Source organism: Neorhizobium galegae (assembly GCF_021391675.1).
GTDB lineage: Bacteria > Pseudomonadota > Alphaproteobacteria > Rhizobiales > Rhizobiaceae > Neorhizobium > Neorhizobium galegae_B.
The window spans coordinates 3651282-3668908 of the sequence record NZ_CP090095.1; the positions used below are offsets into that span (position 1 = coordinate 3651282).

The following is a 17627-nucleotide window of genomic DNA, read 5'->3' on the forward strand; positions in this document are numbered from 1 at the left end:
GTGGCTTGCTCCCTGCTTCAAATCGGGCGCACGGGCTCGGAGCCACCGCGGCATTTGGGTTGAGAAGCCCGTGCTCCATCCGATCTCCCCCCTTGAGGGGGAGATGTCTGGCAAGACAGAGGGGGGTAACCGCAGCACTCCATATGTAAAGGGGCACCATCATGCCCACTGAAACCAGGACGACCTGCCCCTATTGCGGCGTCGGCTGCGGCGTCATCGCCACAGTGGCGGACTCTGGCGCCGTGACGGTCAAGGGTGATCCCGAGCATCCGGCCAATTTCGGCCGGCTCTGCTCGAAGGGCTCGGCGCTCGCCGAAACCATCGATCTCGACGGCCGCATCCTTTCGCCTGAGATCGACGGCCGGCAGGCGGATTGGGACGAGGCGCTCGATCTCGTCGCCCAAAAATTCTCGAAAACTATTGCCGAACACGGACCGGATTCCGTTGCCTTCTATGTCTCCGGCCAGTTGCTGACCGAAGACTATTACGTCGCCAACAAGCTGATGAAGGGCTTTATCGGCTCGGCAAATATCGATACCAATTCAAGACTTTGCATGTCTTCGTCCGTCGCCGGCCACCGCCGCGCTTTCGGATCCGATACCGTTCCCGGCACCTACGAGGACATCGAACTCGCCGATCTGGTCATCCTCACCGGCTCCAATCTCGCCTGGTGTCACCCGGTGATCTATCAGCGGCTCGCAGCGGCCAAGACCGAGCGACCGGGCATGAAGATCGTCGTCATCGATCCGCGCCGGACGATGACCTGCGATATCGCCGACCTGCATCTGGGCATCCGGCCGGATGGCGACGTGGCGCTGTTCATGGGCCTGCTCGCCCACCTCGCGCAAAGCCCGGCGATCGACCAGAACTATATCGCCGCACATACGCAAGGGTTTGGCGAAGCCTTTGCCGCCTCTTCCGCGCTTTCCTTCACGGAACTGATGGAGCGGACGGGCCTGCCGGCAATGCAGCTTCGCGAGTTCTTTCACCTGTTCGAGACGACGGAAAAGGTCGTCACCTGCTATAGCCAGGGCGTCAACCAGTCGTCGTCGGGTACGGACAAGGTCAACGCCATCATCAACTGCCATCTGGCGACCGGCCGCATCGGCCGGCCTGGCACCGGTCCCTTTTCTCTGACCGGCCAGCCGAATGCCATGGGTGGCCGCGAGGTCGGCGGTCTCGCCAACATGCTCGCCGCCCATATGGCGATCGAAAGCGCGGAAGATCGCGACCGTGTGCAGCGCTTCTGGGCCTCGCCGCGGATCGCTCAAAAGCCGGGCCTGAAGGCCGTCGACATGTTCCGCGCCGTCGCCGATGGGCGGATCAAGGCGCTGTGGATCATGGCCACCAACCCGGTGGTTTCGATGCCGGATGCAGATGCGGTCGAGGCTGCGATCAAGGCCTGTCCTTTCGTGGTGGCCTCCGACATTCTCCGGGACACCGATACGGCCCGCCACGCGCATGTCCTGCTGCCCTCGGTCGGCTGGGGCGAGAAGGACGGCACCGTTACCAATTCGGAACGTCGCATCTCCCGCCAGCGCTGGTTTCTGTCCGCACCCGGGGAAGCCAGGGCCGATTGGTGGCAGATGGCGGAGGTCGGCCGGCGCATGGGCTTTGACGGCTTCGATTATCGATCTGCGGCCGAGATCTTCGCCGAGCATGCAGCACTTTCGGCCTTCGAGAATGACGGCGGCCGGGATTTCGATATCGGCGCTCATGCCGGTGTCGATGGATTGACCTACGAAGCCTTGGCACCGTTCCAATGGCCTCAACCGGCCGGCACCGCACACCAAGAAACTCGCTTCTTCGCCGATGGAGGCTTCTATCATCCGGACCGCAAGGCACGTTTCATCCCCGTCCAGGCTCCAGCCACCGACCGCACCAACGAAAAATATCCGCTGACGCTGAACACCGGCCGCATCCGCGACCATTGGCACACGATGACGCGGACGGCGAAAAGTGCCAGGCTTTCCGGCCATATCGCCGAGCCCTTTGCGGAACTCCATCCGCGCGATGCGATGGAACTCGGCATTCGCGGCGCCGGCCTGGTCGAACTCGAAAGCCCGCACGGCAAGGCAATCGTCCGGGCGCTGGTGACCGAACGCCAGGCCCGCGGAAACGTCTTCGTGCCGATGCACTGGAACGACCAGTTCGCTGCAAAGGCGCGCATCGATGCACTGGTCGCACCCGTCACCGACCCGTTTTCCGGTCAACCGGCGTCGAAGAACATAGGGATCGCCGCCCGGCCTTTCGCCGCTTGCTTATACGGTTTTGCCGTTTCCGCCTCGAAACCCTTAAACCCACAGGCGGACTACTGGGCGCTCGCAAAGGCCGATGGCGGCTGGCGGATCGAACTCGCGTTCGCGGACCCGGTCGAGGACTGGGTGGCGTGGTGCCGGGGAACATTCGGCATCCCGGCCGAGATCGAGCCGCTCGGATATGCCGACCGTCAATCCGGCGATCTGCGCCTCGCCTTTTTCGACGGCGGAAAGCTGCTTGCCGCACTTTTCCTCGCGAACGAGCCGGTCGCCGTCGCACGCAACTGGGCAATCGGCCAACTTGCCGCCGAACACGCCGACCTGCGCAAGCGCTTTGCGATCGTTGCCGGACGACCCGGAGCCGACCAGCCGGATCCCGGCGCCACCGTCTGCTCCTGCTTTTCGGTCGGCGTCAACCGGATCATCGGCGCGGTCCGGACCGGTTGCCACAGCGTCGAGGCCGTCGGCAAGGAAACCAATGCCGGCACCAATTGCGGCTCCTGCCGCGCTGAAATCAGGGGGATCATCGATGGATGTCTTGCAGCAGCCGCGGAATGAAGCATCTCCTGATCGTGGCGGCCGCATGGCGCCGCTTGCGAAGCTCCCGGTCTTCTGGGCGCTCGAAGGAAGGCCCGTCATCGTTGCCGGCGGGTCGGATGCGGCCGCGTGGAAAGCCGAGCTGCTCGCTGCCTGCGGAGCCAATGTACATGTCTATGCGGATAGGCTGTCCGAGACATTCGAAAAGCTGATCGACCGCGGGGCGGAACATCCGCAGGGCCGCTTTATTCATCATCCGAAGGTGTGGGACGATTCGATTTTCGCGGGCGCAGCGATCGCGATTGCGGATTGCGAGGATGAGGACGAGGTGCAGGCATTTTTCAACGCTGCCCGCGCGGCGGGCGTGCCGGTCAACGTCATCGACAAGCCAGCCTTCTGCCAGTTCCAATTCGGTTCGATCGTCAACCGCTCGCCGGTCGTCGTATCCATTTCAACCGATGGCGCAGCGCCGATCCTGGCGCAGGCGATCCGCCGTCGTATCGAAACCCTGCTGCCGGCCTCGTTGAAAAGCTGGGCGGAACTCGCCCAGTCGCTCAGGGAAAAGATCAACGACCGCCTGGCGCCCGGCCTGCAGCGGAGAGCCTTCTGGGAACGTTTCGTGGACCGCGCCTTCGGCAGCGAACCGGGATCGGGCAGCGAAGCCGCGATCCTCGCCGATGCCGGCCGCGTGGCATCCTCGGCCCATAAGGGCCGTGTTACCCTCGTCGGCGCCGGGCCTGGCGATGCGGAACTGCTGACGTTGAAGGCCGTGCGTGCCCTGCAGGCGGCCGACGTCATCCTGTTCGACGATCTCGTCTCCGACGAGGTGCTGGAACTCGCGCGCCGCGAGGCGAAACGGATGCTGGTGGGAAAGCGCGGTGGTCGGGTAAGCTGCCGCCAGGAAGACATCAACGACATGCTGGTGAAGTTCGCCAAGGCGGGCAAACGCGTCGTCCGCCTGAAATCCGGCGACCCGATGATCTTTGGCCGTGCCGGAGAGGAGATCGCCTGCCTGGAACGAGAAGGCATCCCCGTCGACGTCGTGCCGGGCATCACTTCGGCGAGCGCCATGGCCTCGCGGCTCGGCGTGTCGCTCACCCATCGCGACCATGCGCAGGGCGTTCGTTTCGTCACCGGCCATTCGCGCAAGGGCGTGCTGCCCGACAATCTGGATTGGAAAAGCCTCGCCGACCCGCGAACCACGACCATCTATTACATGGCGGGACGCACCGCGGGCGAGATCGTCAGCAAGCTGACGGACGCCGGCATGACGCACGACATGCCGGTCGTGGTCGTCAGCGCGGTGACGCGGGCGAACGAGCGGCGCTGGGCCGGACGGCTGAGCGACATGGCCACGGCCATGGCAGAGATCGGCATCGATGAACCCGTGTTGATCGGCATCGGCCACGTATTTCGCAAGGCTGATTTTGCCGACTGCACGCAGTGGAGCGACCAGGCCGCGGCAAGCGCCTGACGAAAAAGGGGCGGTAAAAACCGCCCCTTTGGATCACAGGTCAGCGAGGCGCCGAGGTGGAGCCTTCCTTGTAGTATGAGACGTAGCTGCTGTGCAGCCGCTCCGGCGAACCCGGATCGGCATAGCGGTGCAACTCCGACATTTCCGTCTTGTTGAGGATCACGCCGACCGTTTTCGAAGCGATCTGCGGTTCGGACCGGATGATGGACTGCACCGCCTTCGCAGGGGTCACGCCCCACTCGGTGACGAAGACGAAACCGTCGACATAGGGCTCGAAGGCCTTGGCATCGATCACCGGGAGGAGCGGAGCCAGATCGACGACGATGACGTCGAACGTATCCTTGATGCTTTCGAGGAAATGGCTCATGCCGGAAGAAGCGAGGAGTTCACTCGTATGGGCGAGCTGCTTGCTGCGCGTCGTCATCGGCAGGATCGTCAGGCGCGACCGGCGGTCGACACGTGCGGCATTGGTCCATGGCGTCTGCTGGAGCACCACTTCGACCAGGCCGACTTCCGGCTCGGAGGCCAGCATGCGGCTGAGACCCGGATTGCGCAGGTCGCCGTCGATCACCAGCGTGCGAACGCCCGTCGAGGCGATCAGCCCGGCGAAATTGGCGGCGACCATGGATTTCCCTTCGCCCGGCAGGCAGGAGACCACGCCGATCACCCGGCATTTCCGATCCTGCAGCATGATATCGCATGCAAGCTTGGCGTTGCGCAGCGTCTCTGCGAACTGAGACCGCGGCGCCTCGACCGCCACCCGCATCAATCGCCGGAACGAGATCGGGTTGCCGGGAGGTGCTCCTGCCGCTTCGGCGTCGGTCGTTGCCGGCGGCGGCGTTTCCTCCGCACTGGCGCCGCTCACCATCGGCAGGTAGCCGAGGAAGCGAAGGCCCAGTTTCTCCTGCACATCGTCGCCGGTCCGGAAGAACCGCTCGCGGAATTCCAGGAGCGTTGCCGCCGCTCCGCCGATCAGCAGGCCGAGCACGATGGAGAGCGCCATGGTCAGCGTCTTGCGCGGGCTGGAGGGGGCCGTCGGCAGACCGGCGTCGGAGATCACGCGGGCCTTGGCGATCGGGAAGGATTGCCGCTGCGTCGCTTCCTCGAAGCGCCCGAGATAGGATTCATAGAGCGTCTTCAGCGCCGCCGCCTTCTGCTCCAGTTCGCGCAGCTGGACCATCGAGACATTCGCTTCCGAATTGCGGCCCGCAACCCGGTCGATACTCTCACGCAGCGATTTTTCGCGCGAACTCGCCACCTCGAATATGTTGCGGAAGCTGCCGGTCAATTGCTGCAGCTCGCGGTAAATCTGCTGCGCGAGTTCGCTCTTTTCCGCCTTGAGCGCGACCGCCTGCGGATGGTTGGCGCCGAACTGCTGGATGATGCCCTGCTCGCGGTCGGAAATGTTGATGTAACGCTTCCGGAGGTCCTGAATGACCGTGTTGTCCGTATCGCGAGCCGAAACGACGGCGTTCTGAACGGCTGCGTCAGGCCCCTTGTCGATGATCGCCTGATATTGATTATAGCGTGCCGAAGCGGTGGCTGCATCGGCCTGCGCCACGATCAGCTGGCTGTTGAGATCCGAAAGCTGCTGCGTCGACAGGAGTTCGCCGCGCGGCGAAACCAGACCGTGCTGGGTCTTGAATTGCTCGACGGCAAGCGAGGCCTGCTGCGAACGGCTGTTGAGATCGTTCAGGCGCTCCTGCAGCCAGAGCGAAGCCCGCTCCGTCGCATCGAAATTCGCGTTGAGCTGTTCGGTGAGGTAGGATTCCGCATAGGTCCGCGTGATCATCGCGGCAAGCTGCGGATCCGGCGAACGAACGGACAGTGCGATCACCGAGCTGCGGCCGACACGCTCCACGGTCAGCGATTGCTGCAGGACGGCCGCCGCCTTTTCGCGCCGGCCCATCCGGATATTCTCCTCGGAAGCCGGCGGACTGCCGGGGGTCAGAAGCGCGACGACGCTGCGGATGGCGCCCTTGGCAAGATCGACCGGCGACTGCGGCGGATTGACCACCGTGTCGTTCTGATCGAGCTTGGCCTTGTCTACCACCCTCACCGCCAATGCCTTGGATTTCAGGATCTCGACTGCGCTCGACATGCGGTTGTCGATCTGTTGGGCCGACTGGCTGTCCTGCGCGTCGTCAGCATAACGGGAAAGGTTCTCGTCGATGAGGATCTGCGTCAGGGCGGTGTAGATCGGCTGCGCCATCACCAGGTAGAGCCCGGCAAGGGCAACGGTGGCGATGAGGCAGACGACGACGATGCCCGAACGACGGATCGCAGCCGCCCAGAGCTTGTCGAGATCGATGAACGTGTCGTTATCCCGCGTTTCGCTCGGGAATATCGTTCTCGGTCGGAAGTTTACCTGATCCATAGGACCCGCTTTCTGGAGCTTTGGGGGACGGATGGCGGATTGCCGCCATCCGTCTCGTATGACTTGAATGCGCGTCAGGCGGCTTTGACCCGCGTTTCGTGCGACATCATCAGTTCCTTGATGGAGGCGTAAATCTCGGCCCCCATATCCTGGCGAAGCATGGCGAAGGCGACATTCGCTTCGATAAAGCCGCGCTTGCTGCCGCAGTCGAATGTGCGTCCCTGATAGGGATGCGCATGAAACGGCTGGACCTGCGCAAGCTTGTGCATGCTGTCCGTCAGCTGAATTTCGTTGCCGGCGCCGCGTTCCTGCCGGGCAAGCAATTCGAAGATTTCCGGCTGCAGAATATAACGCCCATTCAGGTAATAGTTGGACGGCGCCTCAGCAGGTTTCGGTTTTTCGACCATCTCCGTCACCTCGAAACCATGCGACACGCTGTGGCCGACACCCACGATACCATAACTCGACGTCTCTTCCGGCGCACATTCCTCGACCGCAAAGACATTGCCGCCGACTTCTTCATAGAGATCCATCAGCCCGGCCATGCAGCCCTGCGGACCGTAGGAAACCATGTCGGGCAGAAGCAGCGCGAACGGTTCGTTGCCGACCAGTTCACGGGCGCACCAGACCGCATGGCCAAGCCCGAGCGGCACCTGCTGGCGCGTATAGCTGACGGTGCCGGCGACCGGCAGCATCTTTTCGAGTTGGGTAACCTGGACCGTCTTGCCCGAGCGGGTCAGCGTCGCGACGAGCTCCGGCGCGCTGTCGAAATAGTCCTCGATCGCGGTTTTGTTGCGGCTGGTCACAAAAATGATGTGCTCGATTCCCGCCTGCATGGCTTCGTCGACCGCATATTGAACGACGGGCCGATCGACGATCGTCAACATTTCCTTCGGCATGGCCTTGGTGGCCGGCAGGAACCGAGTGCCGTTGCCTGCGACGGGTATCACCGCCTTTCGAACTGGTCTTTTCATGTCCATTCCTTCGTCCTTTCTGAGGGCGCCCCCGCCCTATTGATCGGATTTTCAGTTGACGTCGGCCGCTTCACCAGCCGGCGCATGCGAACGGCGATCGGCATGCGCAGAAGTCGGAGCGCACGTGGGTTTTCGATTGCCGTTTTCAGGAAGCCGCCGACGGAACCCTTTTTGATTTCGTCGACGAGCGTGAGAAATGAACCCGCTTCGAGGATGCTGCGGGTCCGCCTGCGCTGGGCAGCCGAGGCCTTCGCATCCAGCTTGTAGCGGGCGAGAAAAACGCGGTCGGAGGCCAGCATCGCATCCAGGTGGCTCTGCTCCAGGACGCGCGAAATCGAGTCCTGGCGCAGGTGATAGACATATCCGATCTCCGGCGCGATCGCGCATCGCGCACCGCTCGCCAGGGCAGAAGCAAGCAGCAGATAGTCTTCGCCGATCCGCAGCGCCTCGTCGAAGCGCAGCCCGTGCTCGACGAGAAACGCGCGTTCGAAGATCGGCTTCATGTAGCCGAAGTTGAAGGTCGACTGGAAAATCACGTTCGAGCCGATGAAATCGGCAAGCGTCAGCATCGACCGCTGCCTGAGCGCCTCCTTGGAGAACATCGCATGGGGCGCCCCATGGTCGAACGGGATGACGTCGAGATTGTCGACGACGATCTGTGCCTGCGCATCCTCGGCCCGCTCCAGCATGGTCAACAGCCTGACGGGATAGACCGTGTCGTCGGAATCGAGAATGGCGACCCAACGACCCCTTGCCGCAGCAAGCCCGGCGTTTCGAGCCGCAGCCGGCCCGCCGTTCACCGCCTGGGCGATCAGCCTGACCCGCTGATCGGAATAGCCTTCCGCGATTGCCCGCGTCCCGTCCGTCGAACAATCGTCGACGACGATCACTTCGAGCGTGACGCCGATCTGGGCGAGCGCACTGTCGATCGCACGCGCGAGCGTCTCCTCGGCGTTGTAAGCTGCAATCACAAAGCTCACGTCGGGCTGGAAATCCGGGGCCTGCATATCATGCATCGTCATGTGGCTTCGGCGGCTCCGTATTGGCGGATCTCGCGGATGCCGAGCGTGCCCGTGACCGCGCCGGCATGGAGTGCCGCACGAAGGGCGTAGCGAATACGGGTGACCGGCGAGGCAATGGTTGCCGCCGTCACTGCCAGGCAGTAACCGAGCTTCAGCGCAGCAAGCGCGGTCTGCTTGATCCGGCCGAGGCCGGAATTCTTTGTCGCAAGGATGCGCCCATGCGTCTGCCCGGAACGGAACCTGCGCTTGGCGAGCCAGGCGAAACTTGCCCGCTTTTCTGGAACCAGTTCCTCGACCGTTGCATCCGATGCAAATTCGATCCGCCCGCCCGCATCCGTCAAGGCGGTGAAGAAATGCGTGTCCTCGCCGCCGCTCTGCCCGAGCGAAAGCGCGAACCTGCGGCCCGCAACGACCGGCGAACGCATGTGGAGAAGGGTATTGCAGGTATAACCCGTCCTGATCTGCCCGCCGACCCAGACGGGCATGGTCGAGTGAAAATCGCCCTTGCGCATCCAGTCGGCGCTTTGGGTTCCATAGACCGCCCTCACCGGCCCGAGAACCGCATCGGCTCCGGTCAGCCTCGCCGTCGATACGAGCCCGACCAGCCATTCCGGCTCCGCCGTCTCGTCGTCGTCGATGAAGGCGAGGTAGTCCGCATCGCTTTCGGCGAGGCAGGCATTGCGGGCGATCGAGATATTCGATTTCGGGCAATGCACATAGCGGATCGGGAACGGCGAACGCTCCCGCAAACCATCCACCAGCCCGCTTGCGCTCGGGCTTGCATCGTTATCGGCAACGATCAGGCGCAGTTCCGCGCCCGCCGGCACGGCAATCTCGAAGAGCGAGATCAGCGTTTCGGCGAGTTCCGGACGCCGGTAGGTGCAGATACCGATATCGATGCGGAACGGCCTTTCCTCTGCCACCATCAAGCGATCCTCCGTGGGCGGATGCCGATCAGTTCCAGCCAGAAGCCGGCCGACCAGGCGAAATGCATGATCATCGCGGAGAGCGAGGCGAGCGGGCCGTAGGGGTTGTTCTTACCCACAGCCAGCCAGAAGCCGTAACCGATGCAGGCGGCGGCCCAGATGACCATCGGTATGGCCGCCCACCAATAGAGAAGCGCAAGCAACGCCCCGACAACGACGGGTGCCACCGCAAGCGGGATCGCCTGCCTGAGCTTGGGGATCGAGCGATGTTTGATCAGGTTCTTCGCCCGGCCGCGGCCATAGGCGAGATATTGCCGGAACAGCGCGGGAGCGCTCGAACGCGGATAATAGGTCATGTAGGTCTTGCCGGTCATCCAGATGCGGAAGGCGGCGGCGCGCAGCCGGAAATCCAGCTCGGCGTCCTCGTTATGGCTGAAGCTTTCGTCATATCCGCCGACCGCCCGGAAGGCTTCGATCCGCATCAGCGCGTGGTGGCCGTGATCGACCCATTCGCCGCCACCGCCGGCCCGATGTTTCGAACCGCCATTGCCGAGCTTGGAATTCTGCGCCACCGCGGTCGCCTTCTGGAAGGCACCGAAACCGACCGTCTCCATCCCGACCACCACGGAATCGGCATCCATGCCGATCGCCTCCTGCAGAAGCGTGCGGCAGTAGTCGTCCGGGTAGTCCCCATGCGCATCGATGCGGATGAGAAAGTCCCGGCCCTCGCCGAACCGATCGACGGCGAGGTTGATGGCGGCACTCTGGATGCGCTTGCGATTGCCGAGCAAGACGACGTCCCGGATCTCCGGGATGAGGCTCTGGACGATGTCCGTCGTGCCGTCCTGGCTGCCGCCGTCGGCGACGACGATCAGCATGTCCATGTCGCCGCGCTGGCTATTCAGCTTGTGCAACAGCGGCGCGATGGTCGCCGCTTCGTTGAGGCACGGGATCACCAGAAGCGTCCGGATCTCGGACATCTGGGCATTGGAGTGAGAACGCAAAACCATACTCCACCTCACGATTGCAGGGTTGAAACAGCCGGCATTTCGGCCGGCGACGGGACGTTGGGATGTAGGACGGCGAGCCGCGAAACAAGGGCGCGACAATCCGCCGGACCGGTCACCCACTGGCTGCGCTCCACGGCGGCAAGCCGGGAAAAGAGGTCAAGGTAACGCGCTTCCGTCATTTCCTTGAACAGCGCTTCGAGCGTCTCCGCCGTCACGTGATTGCGCACCAGGCCGATGCCTCGCTTGCCGATGAAGCGGCCGGTCTCGGTGCCTGCAAGCGCGATCGGAACGGCGCCGTACAGCCCGCCTTCATAGAGCCGGTTCGGCAGCAGCCAGCTGGAATTCAGCCCCTCCTCGAAAAAATCGATCGCCCAGGTGAACTGCACGTCGCCGTAGATCGCAGAAAGATCCTCGGGATTGCGGTAGGCACCGTGGAACTCGACATGCGGGGCGGCAGCAACCTTCGCATCGAAATCGTCGAACTCGCTGTAAGCCGGGCGGCCTCGCAATACGATCTCGACCTTCCCGTCCATGCGGGCCGCGAAATCGATCAGCATATCGAGCGACTTGCGGCAGCGGATCGCCCCGAACCAGCCGATCCGCCAGGGCTTGCCCGGCTCCGGTGGGCGGGGCTGGAGCGGCCCGGAAACCAGTGCCGGCTCGAGGGCAAGCACCTTGTTTTCCAGAAGCAGAACCGGCAGGTCGAGACCGGAACGCGGTTTGAAGAAATTATCCACGAAAGCCGGGGAGCTGGTGATCAGCAGGCTGGCGCGGCGGCCGAAAAACAGCTGCGCCTGGCGCATCAGGCGACCCTTCATTCCCGCGTCGAGAAGCAGGCGGTGAATATCGAGGCATTCGTAGACGACGGGAACCTGGCGGCTGAACATGGACGCGGCGCGTCCGGCAAGCGCCAGCGTCTCCAGATTGCGAGCGATGATGACGTCGGGGACGGCGATATCAGCCAGGGTCCGCTTCAGCCTCATGCGGGCGGCAAGAACCGCTCCGATGCGCTGCGCAAACCGCCCGTCCGCCGTCTGCCCGAGTGAAACGGTCGTCACATCCCGCTCGTCGGCAAGCACGTTCGAGCCGCGCTCAAAGCCCGCGACGGTGACGGTCGCACCGCCGGCCTTCAAGGTCAGCACGCGCCGCCGGATGGCCGCGTCGGCCATGTCATGCGCGAGATAGAGAACGTTCAAAGTCAAATCGTCCAACTCCATTGTCGAGCCGCCAAGGCGGCTCAGCCGAGCGTGCAGAGCACGGATTCAGGAAAGCGGCATTTCTCGCCGATCGCGGTAAAGGAGATCCGGTCGACGGTCATCGAGGTCGGCTGAGTGTAGGAGAATGCGCCCATCCACTGCTTGAGCGTGTCGGTTCCCCAGAGGCTGAGAAAAATCTTCTGGGGGTTTTGCGGGATCTTCGTCTTGTCCGTCACTTCGTGGACGAGCTTGCCGTTCACGAAGTAACGGAGGCGGCTCTCCTCCCAGATGAACGCATAGTCGTTGAAACCCTGGTCCGCACCGCCTGCGACCGGAACCAGCTTTTCATTATTGCCCTTGGCGGAAACATACTGATTGAGCTGGACCTGGCCGGTATTCTTGCCGAGCACTTCGAAATCGATCTCGTCATGCGGTTTCTTGTCGGTCGGGCCGATATAGGTGAAGAACGCCGAATTGAGCCCTGAGCCCGTCGCGGATTTCATGCGCACCTCGTAGGTCCCATAGCCGAAACGCGCCTTGGTCTGGATTTCGCCACAGGCGAAGTCACGGTCGCCGGTCTTGTCTCCCGTGAAGCTGAGCTGCAGGGCGCCGCCTTCGACCTTCACCTGCTTTTTCGACCAGGTGCAGTTCTGGTGCTTGCCGTTGTTCCAGCCGTCAGAGACGTACCAGACGGAACGATCGAGGCTGTCGAAGTTCTCCACGAAGGACTGACCCGCAGCACCCTGTTGGGCATGTGCTGCGGGGGAGAGAAATCCAGACACCGCGGCAGCGATGATAACCTGGCAGGTTAGTTGAATCTGTCTGGCCTTGGCCGTCATGTTTCACCTATGCTGTTGCGTCATTACGGGTTCGCCGGGATGGTTGGCCCCGGCGGGTGAGTGGGAGCTGGCGGCGGCCGAAAGCTTGGCCTTGCGGCCGCGGCTGCCCGTCAACACCTCGTACAGACCGCGCAATCTGCGCGAGAAGAGATGGTTGCTGACAAAAAGAATGAGGAAGCTTCCGACGGCAGCGGCCGCGTAGAAGACGGGATAAAGGGCATCGCCTGCCACCCGGTTCCACACCATCCACATCAGGACGAGCAGCGGATAATGGGCGCAGAACATCCAGAAGCTCAGGCTTCCGGTGGCGGCGAGCCGTTGGCCGGCCCAGGAACGGATGACGATCGCCGACATCAGCCAAAATCCGCCGGCCCCGACAATCGAAAGCGCACTGCGCGCCATGTCGAGAGGCCAGGGGAAATCCGGGCCGGTCCAGTAGAGGCCGATGGACAGCAGCACTGCGGCGGCGAGCATTGCCGCCGTACCCAACCCCGCAAACCGGTCCGCAACCTTGAGATCCACCCGGTTGAGCGCCAGGAAGATGCCGAGGGTGAAGCTGAACAGGATCGATTTCTTCAGGACGATGCCGAGCATCAACGCGGGAGTGATCGCCAGCAGGAACAGCACGCCAAGCGTCGCCGCCGGAAAACGCCGCACCGACATGGCAAGGATCGGCGACAGGATGATGCAGACGATCAGGTCGCGCAGAAAGTAGAGAGGAATATTGATCGGCAACCCTTCCGTGGCCAGTGCATTGCTCAAGAATTCCCGCGTCGAAAGGTTCCAGAGATCAGGGAAATACCCAACACCGATGCCCATGGGTTGGACGACGAGAACGGCCCCAAGCAGACCGAGGTTCCACAATAAGAAAGGCACCAGGACAGTCCTCGCCTTGGAGCGAAGCGTCTTGGCATAGTCGAACGCCTCCCAGCCACGCTGGAACAGCAGGTAGCCGGAAATCGCGCTGAGGCACGGCACGCCGATACGGAACAGGCTATCCCCGAGGAAAACCCTGAGCCAATCGAACAAACCATTCAGCCCCAGAAAGGGGTTGGTCGCAGGATCGTGCGGCACGTGGACGAAGAGGATGCCGGAGATCAGCAGAATACGCATCAGATTGATACGGGAGGATATGTTTGGATCGACAGTCAAACGAGTCACCCTTTTTGGGCAGTGCCTCCCGTCACCACCGTTTCAATCAGAGCAGACTTGAGCCCGCAGTCACGCAAAAAGGATCGGGCCGAGTTTGGCACAAAATGTGGCGGCGCAGCAAAAAAGCAACCCGCGCGGAAATACTGAGGCTCGAAGAGGCTCCCGCCCCGGCGTCCGATACGGCTTCGGGGACTTATGGTTTTCAAGGGTTCAGGGCCTACTTCAGGGCTCCCAATGCTGCACCGCAACAGCACAAAAAAATCTTTTTGCAATAGGCCGAAACGGCTAAACCTTTCGTATCCATGTACCTCCTCGCCCTGAGGCGGACTTGGAATGTGGCGGAATCTGGGCAAATCTGGGACACAATCAGGTGAAGGCCACGCCGGCTGCGTCGGCCCGATCCGCAGCGCCCGGAGGTATCGAGAATTTTCTGCAAACAGCGCGCTCAATCAGCAAATAAGCGGCAATTGATGGGTTGCCCCCGGCTGTACCGCCGCTTACCGCCTCCAGCTAAGGGTTCGTTAACTGCGCTGCGAAGATGCGCAGGGCGATCGGCAGATCATCGTCGAAAACAGCACCTGGGTGGCGCCCAGGGACCGATCGAGCTCTTCTAAGGCCCGCAGTCTTGCCAGATTGGAGCCCGTGACAAATTTCAGCCCGAATGTAACGGTCTTTGATAACGCGCTCGGCCGACGCCAGTGTGATCGTCTTGGCGGGAGCCATATGGTCAGATCCTGTTACGGGAGGTCATTCGATACGGCAGCGCACTGCCGTCAACCCGGAGCCCGACAAACGTCAGAGGCTTGTAATTCTTTGAAAAGGCAGGGGCAAAAACATGGCGACGTTCACGGTTGTTATCCCATTTTTCCAAAAGGAAGCCGGCATTCTCCGCCGCGCACTGAAATCGATTTTCGATCAGAGCTATCAGGACTTCGATATCGTCATCGTCGACGACGAGTCGCCTCTCTCCGCAGATATGGAGCTTCAAGGCATTGAAGATGCTTGGAGATCCTGTATCCGGGTAATCCGCCAGCAGAACGGCGGGCCGGGTGCGGCACGCAATACCGGCCTCGACAACATACCCGCTGCCACCCGTTACGCGGCACTTCTCGATTCGGACGACGTCTGGCTGCCGGATCATCTGAAGAATGCGTTTGAGAGCATGACCCGCTTCGATGCCGAGTGCTACTGGGCCTCGATGCAGGCGAGCGACGAGTTCTACTACCACTTCGGCATGGCCGAACTCGAACAGACGGAAGGCGGTACGCGGCTTTCTGAAAGCCCGCTGCTGATCGAAATGCCGGATCTCGCAAGCGTCATGCTGAAGAACTGGAGCTTCCTGCATCTCTCCTGCATGGTCATCGCCCGGCCGGTCTTCGAAACGGTCCGTTTCGAACCCTCGCTACGACTGGCGGCCGAAGACGTGCTGTTCTTCGTCGACTGCATCCTGAAATCGAAGCGAACGCTGCTCTGCGACGAGGAGGGTGCGGTCCGCGGCATGGGTCTCAACATCTTCCACAGCATCGACAATCGCTCGCCGCAGTTCCTGCGACAGCAGTTCAACACCTGGGTGGCGCTCGATACGCTGGAGGAGCGTTTCCGTTCCCGCCCCAGCGACGTCGCCTCGATCGCATCCTACAAGAACACTGCCCGGCGGCAGGCCCTCTGGAGCCAGGCCGGACGGGTGAAACGCCGCCAGGCGCCGGACCTCGGCCTGCTCGCCCGCTGGGTGATGCGCGATCCCGCGCTGATCCGGGCAGCATTCGAACTCGGGGCCGGGAAACTCGGCCGTAACGCACGCTAAATGCCTGTGTTTCCTTTTAATTTCATCATCCCACGGAGGCCCGCATGAAAGCGTACTACTGGGAATCGCATCACGGCAATTTCGGCGACGACCTCAATCTCTGGCTCTGGGATGTCCTGCTTCCCGGCTTCCGGGACGTCCATCCCGAGGTCCTGCTGGTCGGCGTCGGCACTGTCCTCAATCCGGTCCTGCTGCCTGCGGGCCAGAAGAAGCTGGTCATTGGCAGCGGCTACGGTTATGGCACGCCGCCTGATGTCGCCGACGCGGCGGAATGGGACGTGCGGGCGGTCCGCGGCCCGATGACGGCCGCCAAGCTCGGCATTTCGACCGACAAGGCGATCACCGACCCGGCGGCGATGATCGCCGACATGCCGGAATTCCAGAACCTGCCGAAAATTCACAAGAAGACCTTCATTCCCCATTGGGAATCCGCGGAATTCGGCATGTGGAACGCCGTCTGCGAGCCCGTCGGCCTCACCTATCTCGATCCGCGCGGCGAGGCGAAATCGGTCATCCGCCATATCGCCCAGTCGGAGTTGATCATCGCCGAATCCATGCACGGTGCGATCCTGGCGGATGCCTTCCGGGTGCCGTGGGTGGCCGTCAGCAGCTCCCGTTCCATTAACAATTTCAAGTGGAACGACTGGGCGGCATCTGTGGGGACGGTTTACGAACCTCGCTACGTGCCAGTCTCCACCCGCGCAGAAGCGGTGGCCAAACGCTCGCGCTTCTGGGGCTTCAGCTTCGACGGTCAGCAACCCGCGCATGAGCCGGCGCCGGAGCCGCACAGCGGCGAGGTCATTACCCGGCCGTCCTCGCGGACCGGCCTTCGCGGCATGGCGAAGCAGTTGCTTGCAGCTCCGTCAGTACTGGCGCTCTGGCAGGCAAGCCGCGCGGAACCGCGGCTCAGCCCCGTCGAGGTTCTCGACGAGCGCAAGGAGCGATTCCGGACGATGCTGGAAGGGATACGCCGCGACTATTTCTGACCGGCGGGTATGCCGGGCAGAAGATAGCGCATGCCGACCGGCTGCACCTGCGGCTTGGACGACCTGGCGCGCAGGAGATCGAGCTTGTCGAGGAAGATGCCGGTCGCCACGGCCGGCAGGACCTGCGGGCGGGAGAGCAGGTGCCGGATGGCCGCGCCATTCCCCACCTGCGACTTGATGTCGAGGAACGCGCGCAACTCGTATCGGTCGCGCGTATGGTCGCGATGCCGGACGATCACCGCCCTCTCCTCTTCGCTGAGCGCCGGATCTGCAAGGAGCGCGTCGTCCGCCTCGTAGAATTTGCGCAGGTCGTCGGTATGATGCCGGCTGCTCAGCGAATCCTGGCGCACGATGGCACCGTAGCCGCAATGCTCGATCACCTTGTAGCGCGCGCCCTTGGCGAGCGCCCGGGCGTAGAAGTCGTAATCCTCGCCGAAACGCATGTTCTCGTCGTAGCGGAGGCCGTGGGCGTCGAGGAACGCCCGGCTCATCACCGGCTTCAGGAAACCGGTCTCGCCGCGTTTGACACCGCGCTTGGAGATGTTTCCTTCCACGAATTCGACAAGCGACATGGTCCGCGCCCGGGTCTCGAACCGCTCCGGACGGACGGATTCGCCCGGTTCGTAGATGAAGGCAATATTGTCGGCGATGAGGTCCCAGCCCTCCTCCTCCAGCATCGGCGCGAACCGCCCGGGGAAGAAGAAGTCGTCGGCATCGAGGATGCCGATCAGCGGCGCGCTCGATATGGCAATCGCATGATTGCGGGCGGCAGAGGGGCCGCGATTCTTTTCGAACGAAACAACGGTCAGCCGTCCCGACTTGTCGTCGGCCTTGCGCGCGACATCGGCGGTGGCATCGGTCGAGCCGTCATCGACCACCACGACCTCGCTGACACGAGCCTCGTTCAAGGCGGATTGGATCGCGATTCCAATCGTTTCCGCGGCATTCTTGACCGCGATGATGACGCAGATCGTCTGAGAAGCGTTTTCCGCCATAGCCCACTCCATGTTGCATCGCGATGCAACTATGGGCGCAGGAAAATGGCCCTCGTGTGAAACTGGCAGAAAAAAGC

At 62.6% G+C, this 17627-nt stretch carries 13 protein-coding genes; 4 read left to right on the forward strand and 9 right to left on the reverse strand.

Going from position 1 to position 17627, the window contains the following annotated elements; genetic code table 11:
* The first annotated feature begins 161 nt into the window (after positions 1–161).
* Together LZK81_RS18105 and cysG are read left to right on the forward strand one after the other, a co-directional pair.
* Entirely contained in the window at positions 162–2816 is a 2655-nt protein-coding gene (locus LZK81_RS18105; RefSeq protein WP_233954139.1) for a nitrate reductase, read from the forward strand.
* Entirely contained in the window at positions 2788–4269 is a 1482-nt protein-coding gene (gene cysG, locus LZK81_RS18110; RefSeq protein WP_233954140.1) for a siroheme synthase CysG, read from the forward strand. Before LZK81_RS18105 ends, cysG begins: the two co-directional genes overlap by 29 nt.
* A 40-nt stretch (positions 4270–4309) precedes the next feature.
* Here the strand turns inward: cysG and LZK81_RS18115 are convergent, their stop codons facing one another.
* From LZK81_RS18115 to LZK81_RS18150, 8 genes are all read right to left on the reverse strand, one after another.
* The gene (locus tag LZK81_RS18115) at positions 4310–6646 is read right to left on the reverse strand and encodes a polysaccharide biosynthesis tyrosine autokinase (RefSeq protein ID WP_046604300.1); all 2337 of its coding nucleotides are present in this window, start codon (positions 6644–6646) and stop codon (positions 4310–4312) included.
* 74 nt (positions 6647–6720) lie between these two features.
* Positions 6721–7626 (reverse strand): UTP--glucose-1-phosphate uridylyltransferase, encoded by a 906-nt coding sequence (locus LZK81_RS18120; protein ID WP_046604299.1) that lies wholly within the window; start codon positions 7624–7626, stop codon positions 6721–6723.
* Positions 7617–8642 carry a glycosyltransferase family 2 protein gene (locus LZK81_RS18125; protein WP_233954141.1) on the reverse strand — a complete coding sequence of 342 codons (1026 nt, stop codon included), beginning with the start codon at positions 8640–8642 and terminating at the stop codon, positions 7617–7619. The genes LZK81_RS18120 and LZK81_RS18125 overlap by 10 nt, the downstream gene beginning before the upstream one ends.
* Entirely contained in the window at positions 8639–9568 is a 930-nt protein-coding gene (locus LZK81_RS18130; protein WP_233954142.1) for a glycosyltransferase, read from the reverse strand. Before LZK81_RS18130 ends, LZK81_RS18125 begins: the two co-directional genes overlap by 4 nt.
* Positions 9568–10578, reverse strand: a complete 1011-nt coding sequence (locus tag LZK81_RS18135; RefSeq protein WP_233954143.1) for a glycosyltransferase family 2 protein — start codon at positions 10576–10578, stop codon at positions 9568–9570. Before LZK81_RS18135 ends, LZK81_RS18130 begins: the two co-directional genes overlap by 1 nt.
* A gap of 8 nt (positions 10579–10586) precedes the next feature.
* Entirely contained in the window at positions 10587–11747 is a 1161-nt protein-coding gene (locus LZK81_RS18140; protein ID WP_233956614.1) for a glycosyltransferase, read from the reverse strand.
* A 68-nt stretch (positions 11748–11815) separates the two neighbouring features.
* Entirely contained in the window at positions 11816–12613 is a 798-nt protein-coding gene (locus LZK81_RS18145) for a glycoside hydrolase family 16 protein (protein ID WP_046604296.1), read from the reverse strand.
* A gap of 3 nt (positions 12614–12616) precedes the next feature.
* Entirely contained in the window at positions 12617–13765 is a 1149-nt protein-coding gene (locus LZK81_RS18150; RefSeq protein WP_418936450.1) for an acyltransferase family protein, read from the reverse strand.
* A gap of 835 nt (positions 13766–14600) precedes the next feature.
* Between LZK81_RS18150 and LZK81_RS18155 the strand changes: the two genes are divergently transcribed.
* Complete coding sequence (locus tag LZK81_RS18155) at positions 14601–15569, forward strand: glycosyltransferase family 2 protein (protein WP_046604294.1); 969 nt, start codon at positions 14601–14603, stop codon at positions 15567–15569.
* Positions 15570–15613: 44 nt separating this feature from the next.
* Complete coding sequence (locus LZK81_RS18160; RefSeq protein WP_233954145.1) at positions 15614–16555, forward strand: polysaccharide pyruvyl transferase family protein; 942 nt, start codon at positions 15614–15616, stop codon at positions 16553–16555.
* Here LZK81_RS18160 and LZK81_RS18165 read toward each other — a convergent pair.
* Positions 16546–17550: a glycosyltransferase family 2 protein gene (locus LZK81_RS18165; protein WP_233954146.1), complete on the reverse strand. Its 1005-nt coding sequence runs from the start codon at positions 17548–17550 to the stop codon at positions 16546–16548. The two genes, LZK81_RS18160 and LZK81_RS18165, sit on opposite strands and share 10 nt — an antisense overlap.
* Positions 17551–17627: the final 77 nt, after the last annotated feature.

What these genes read in the sequence shown, in the direction of transcription:
- LZK81_RS18105 (WP_233954139.1), top strand. Translation starts at nt 162, where the DNA reads ATGCCCACTGAAACCAGGACGACCTGCCCCTATTGCGGCGTCGGCTGC.
- cysG (WP_233954140.1), top strand. Translation starts at nt 2,788, where the DNA reads ATGGATGTCTTGCAGCAGCCGCGGAATGAAGCATCTCCTGATCGTGGC.
- LZK81_RS18115 (WP_046604300.1), bottom strand. Translation starts at nt 6,646, where the DNA reads ATGGATCAGGTAAACTTCCGACCGAGAACGATATTCCCGAGCGAAACG.
- LZK81_RS18120 (WP_046604299.1), bottom strand. Translation starts at nt 7,626, where the DNA reads ATGGACATGAAAAGACCAGTTCGAAAGGCGGTGATACCCGTCGCAGGC.
- LZK81_RS18125 (WP_233954141.1), bottom strand. Translation starts at nt 8,642, where the DNA reads ATGACGATGCATGATATGCAGGCCCCGGATTTCCAGCCCGACGTGAGC.
- LZK81_RS18130 (WP_233954142.1), bottom strand. Translation starts at nt 9,568, where the DNA reads ATGGTGGCAGAGGAAAGGCCGTTCCGCATCGATATCGGTATCTGCACC.
- LZK81_RS18135 (WP_233954143.1), bottom strand. Translation starts at nt 10,578, where the DNA reads ATGGTTTTGCGTTCTCACTCCAATGCCCAGATGTCCGAGATCCGGACG.
- LZK81_RS18140 (WP_233956614.1), bottom strand. Translation starts at nt 11,747, where the DNA reads ATGGCCGACGCGGCCATCCGGCGGCGCGTGCTGACCTTGAAGGCCGGC.
- LZK81_RS18145 (WP_046604296.1), bottom strand. Translation starts at nt 12,613, where the DNA reads ATGACGGCCAAGGCCAGACAGATTCAACTAACCTGCCAGGTTATCATC.
- LZK81_RS18155 (WP_046604294.1), top strand. Translation starts at nt 14,601, where the DNA reads ATGGCGACGTTCACGGTTGTTATCCCATTTTTCCAAAAGGAAGCCGGC.
- LZK81_RS18160 (WP_233954145.1), top strand. Translation starts at nt 15,614, where the DNA reads ATGAAAGCGTACTACTGGGAATCGCATCACGGCAATTTCGGCGACGAC.
- LZK81_RS18165 (WP_233954146.1), bottom strand. Translation starts at nt 17,550, where the DNA reads ATGGCGGAAAACGCTTCTCAGACGATCTGCGTCATCATCGCGGTCAAG.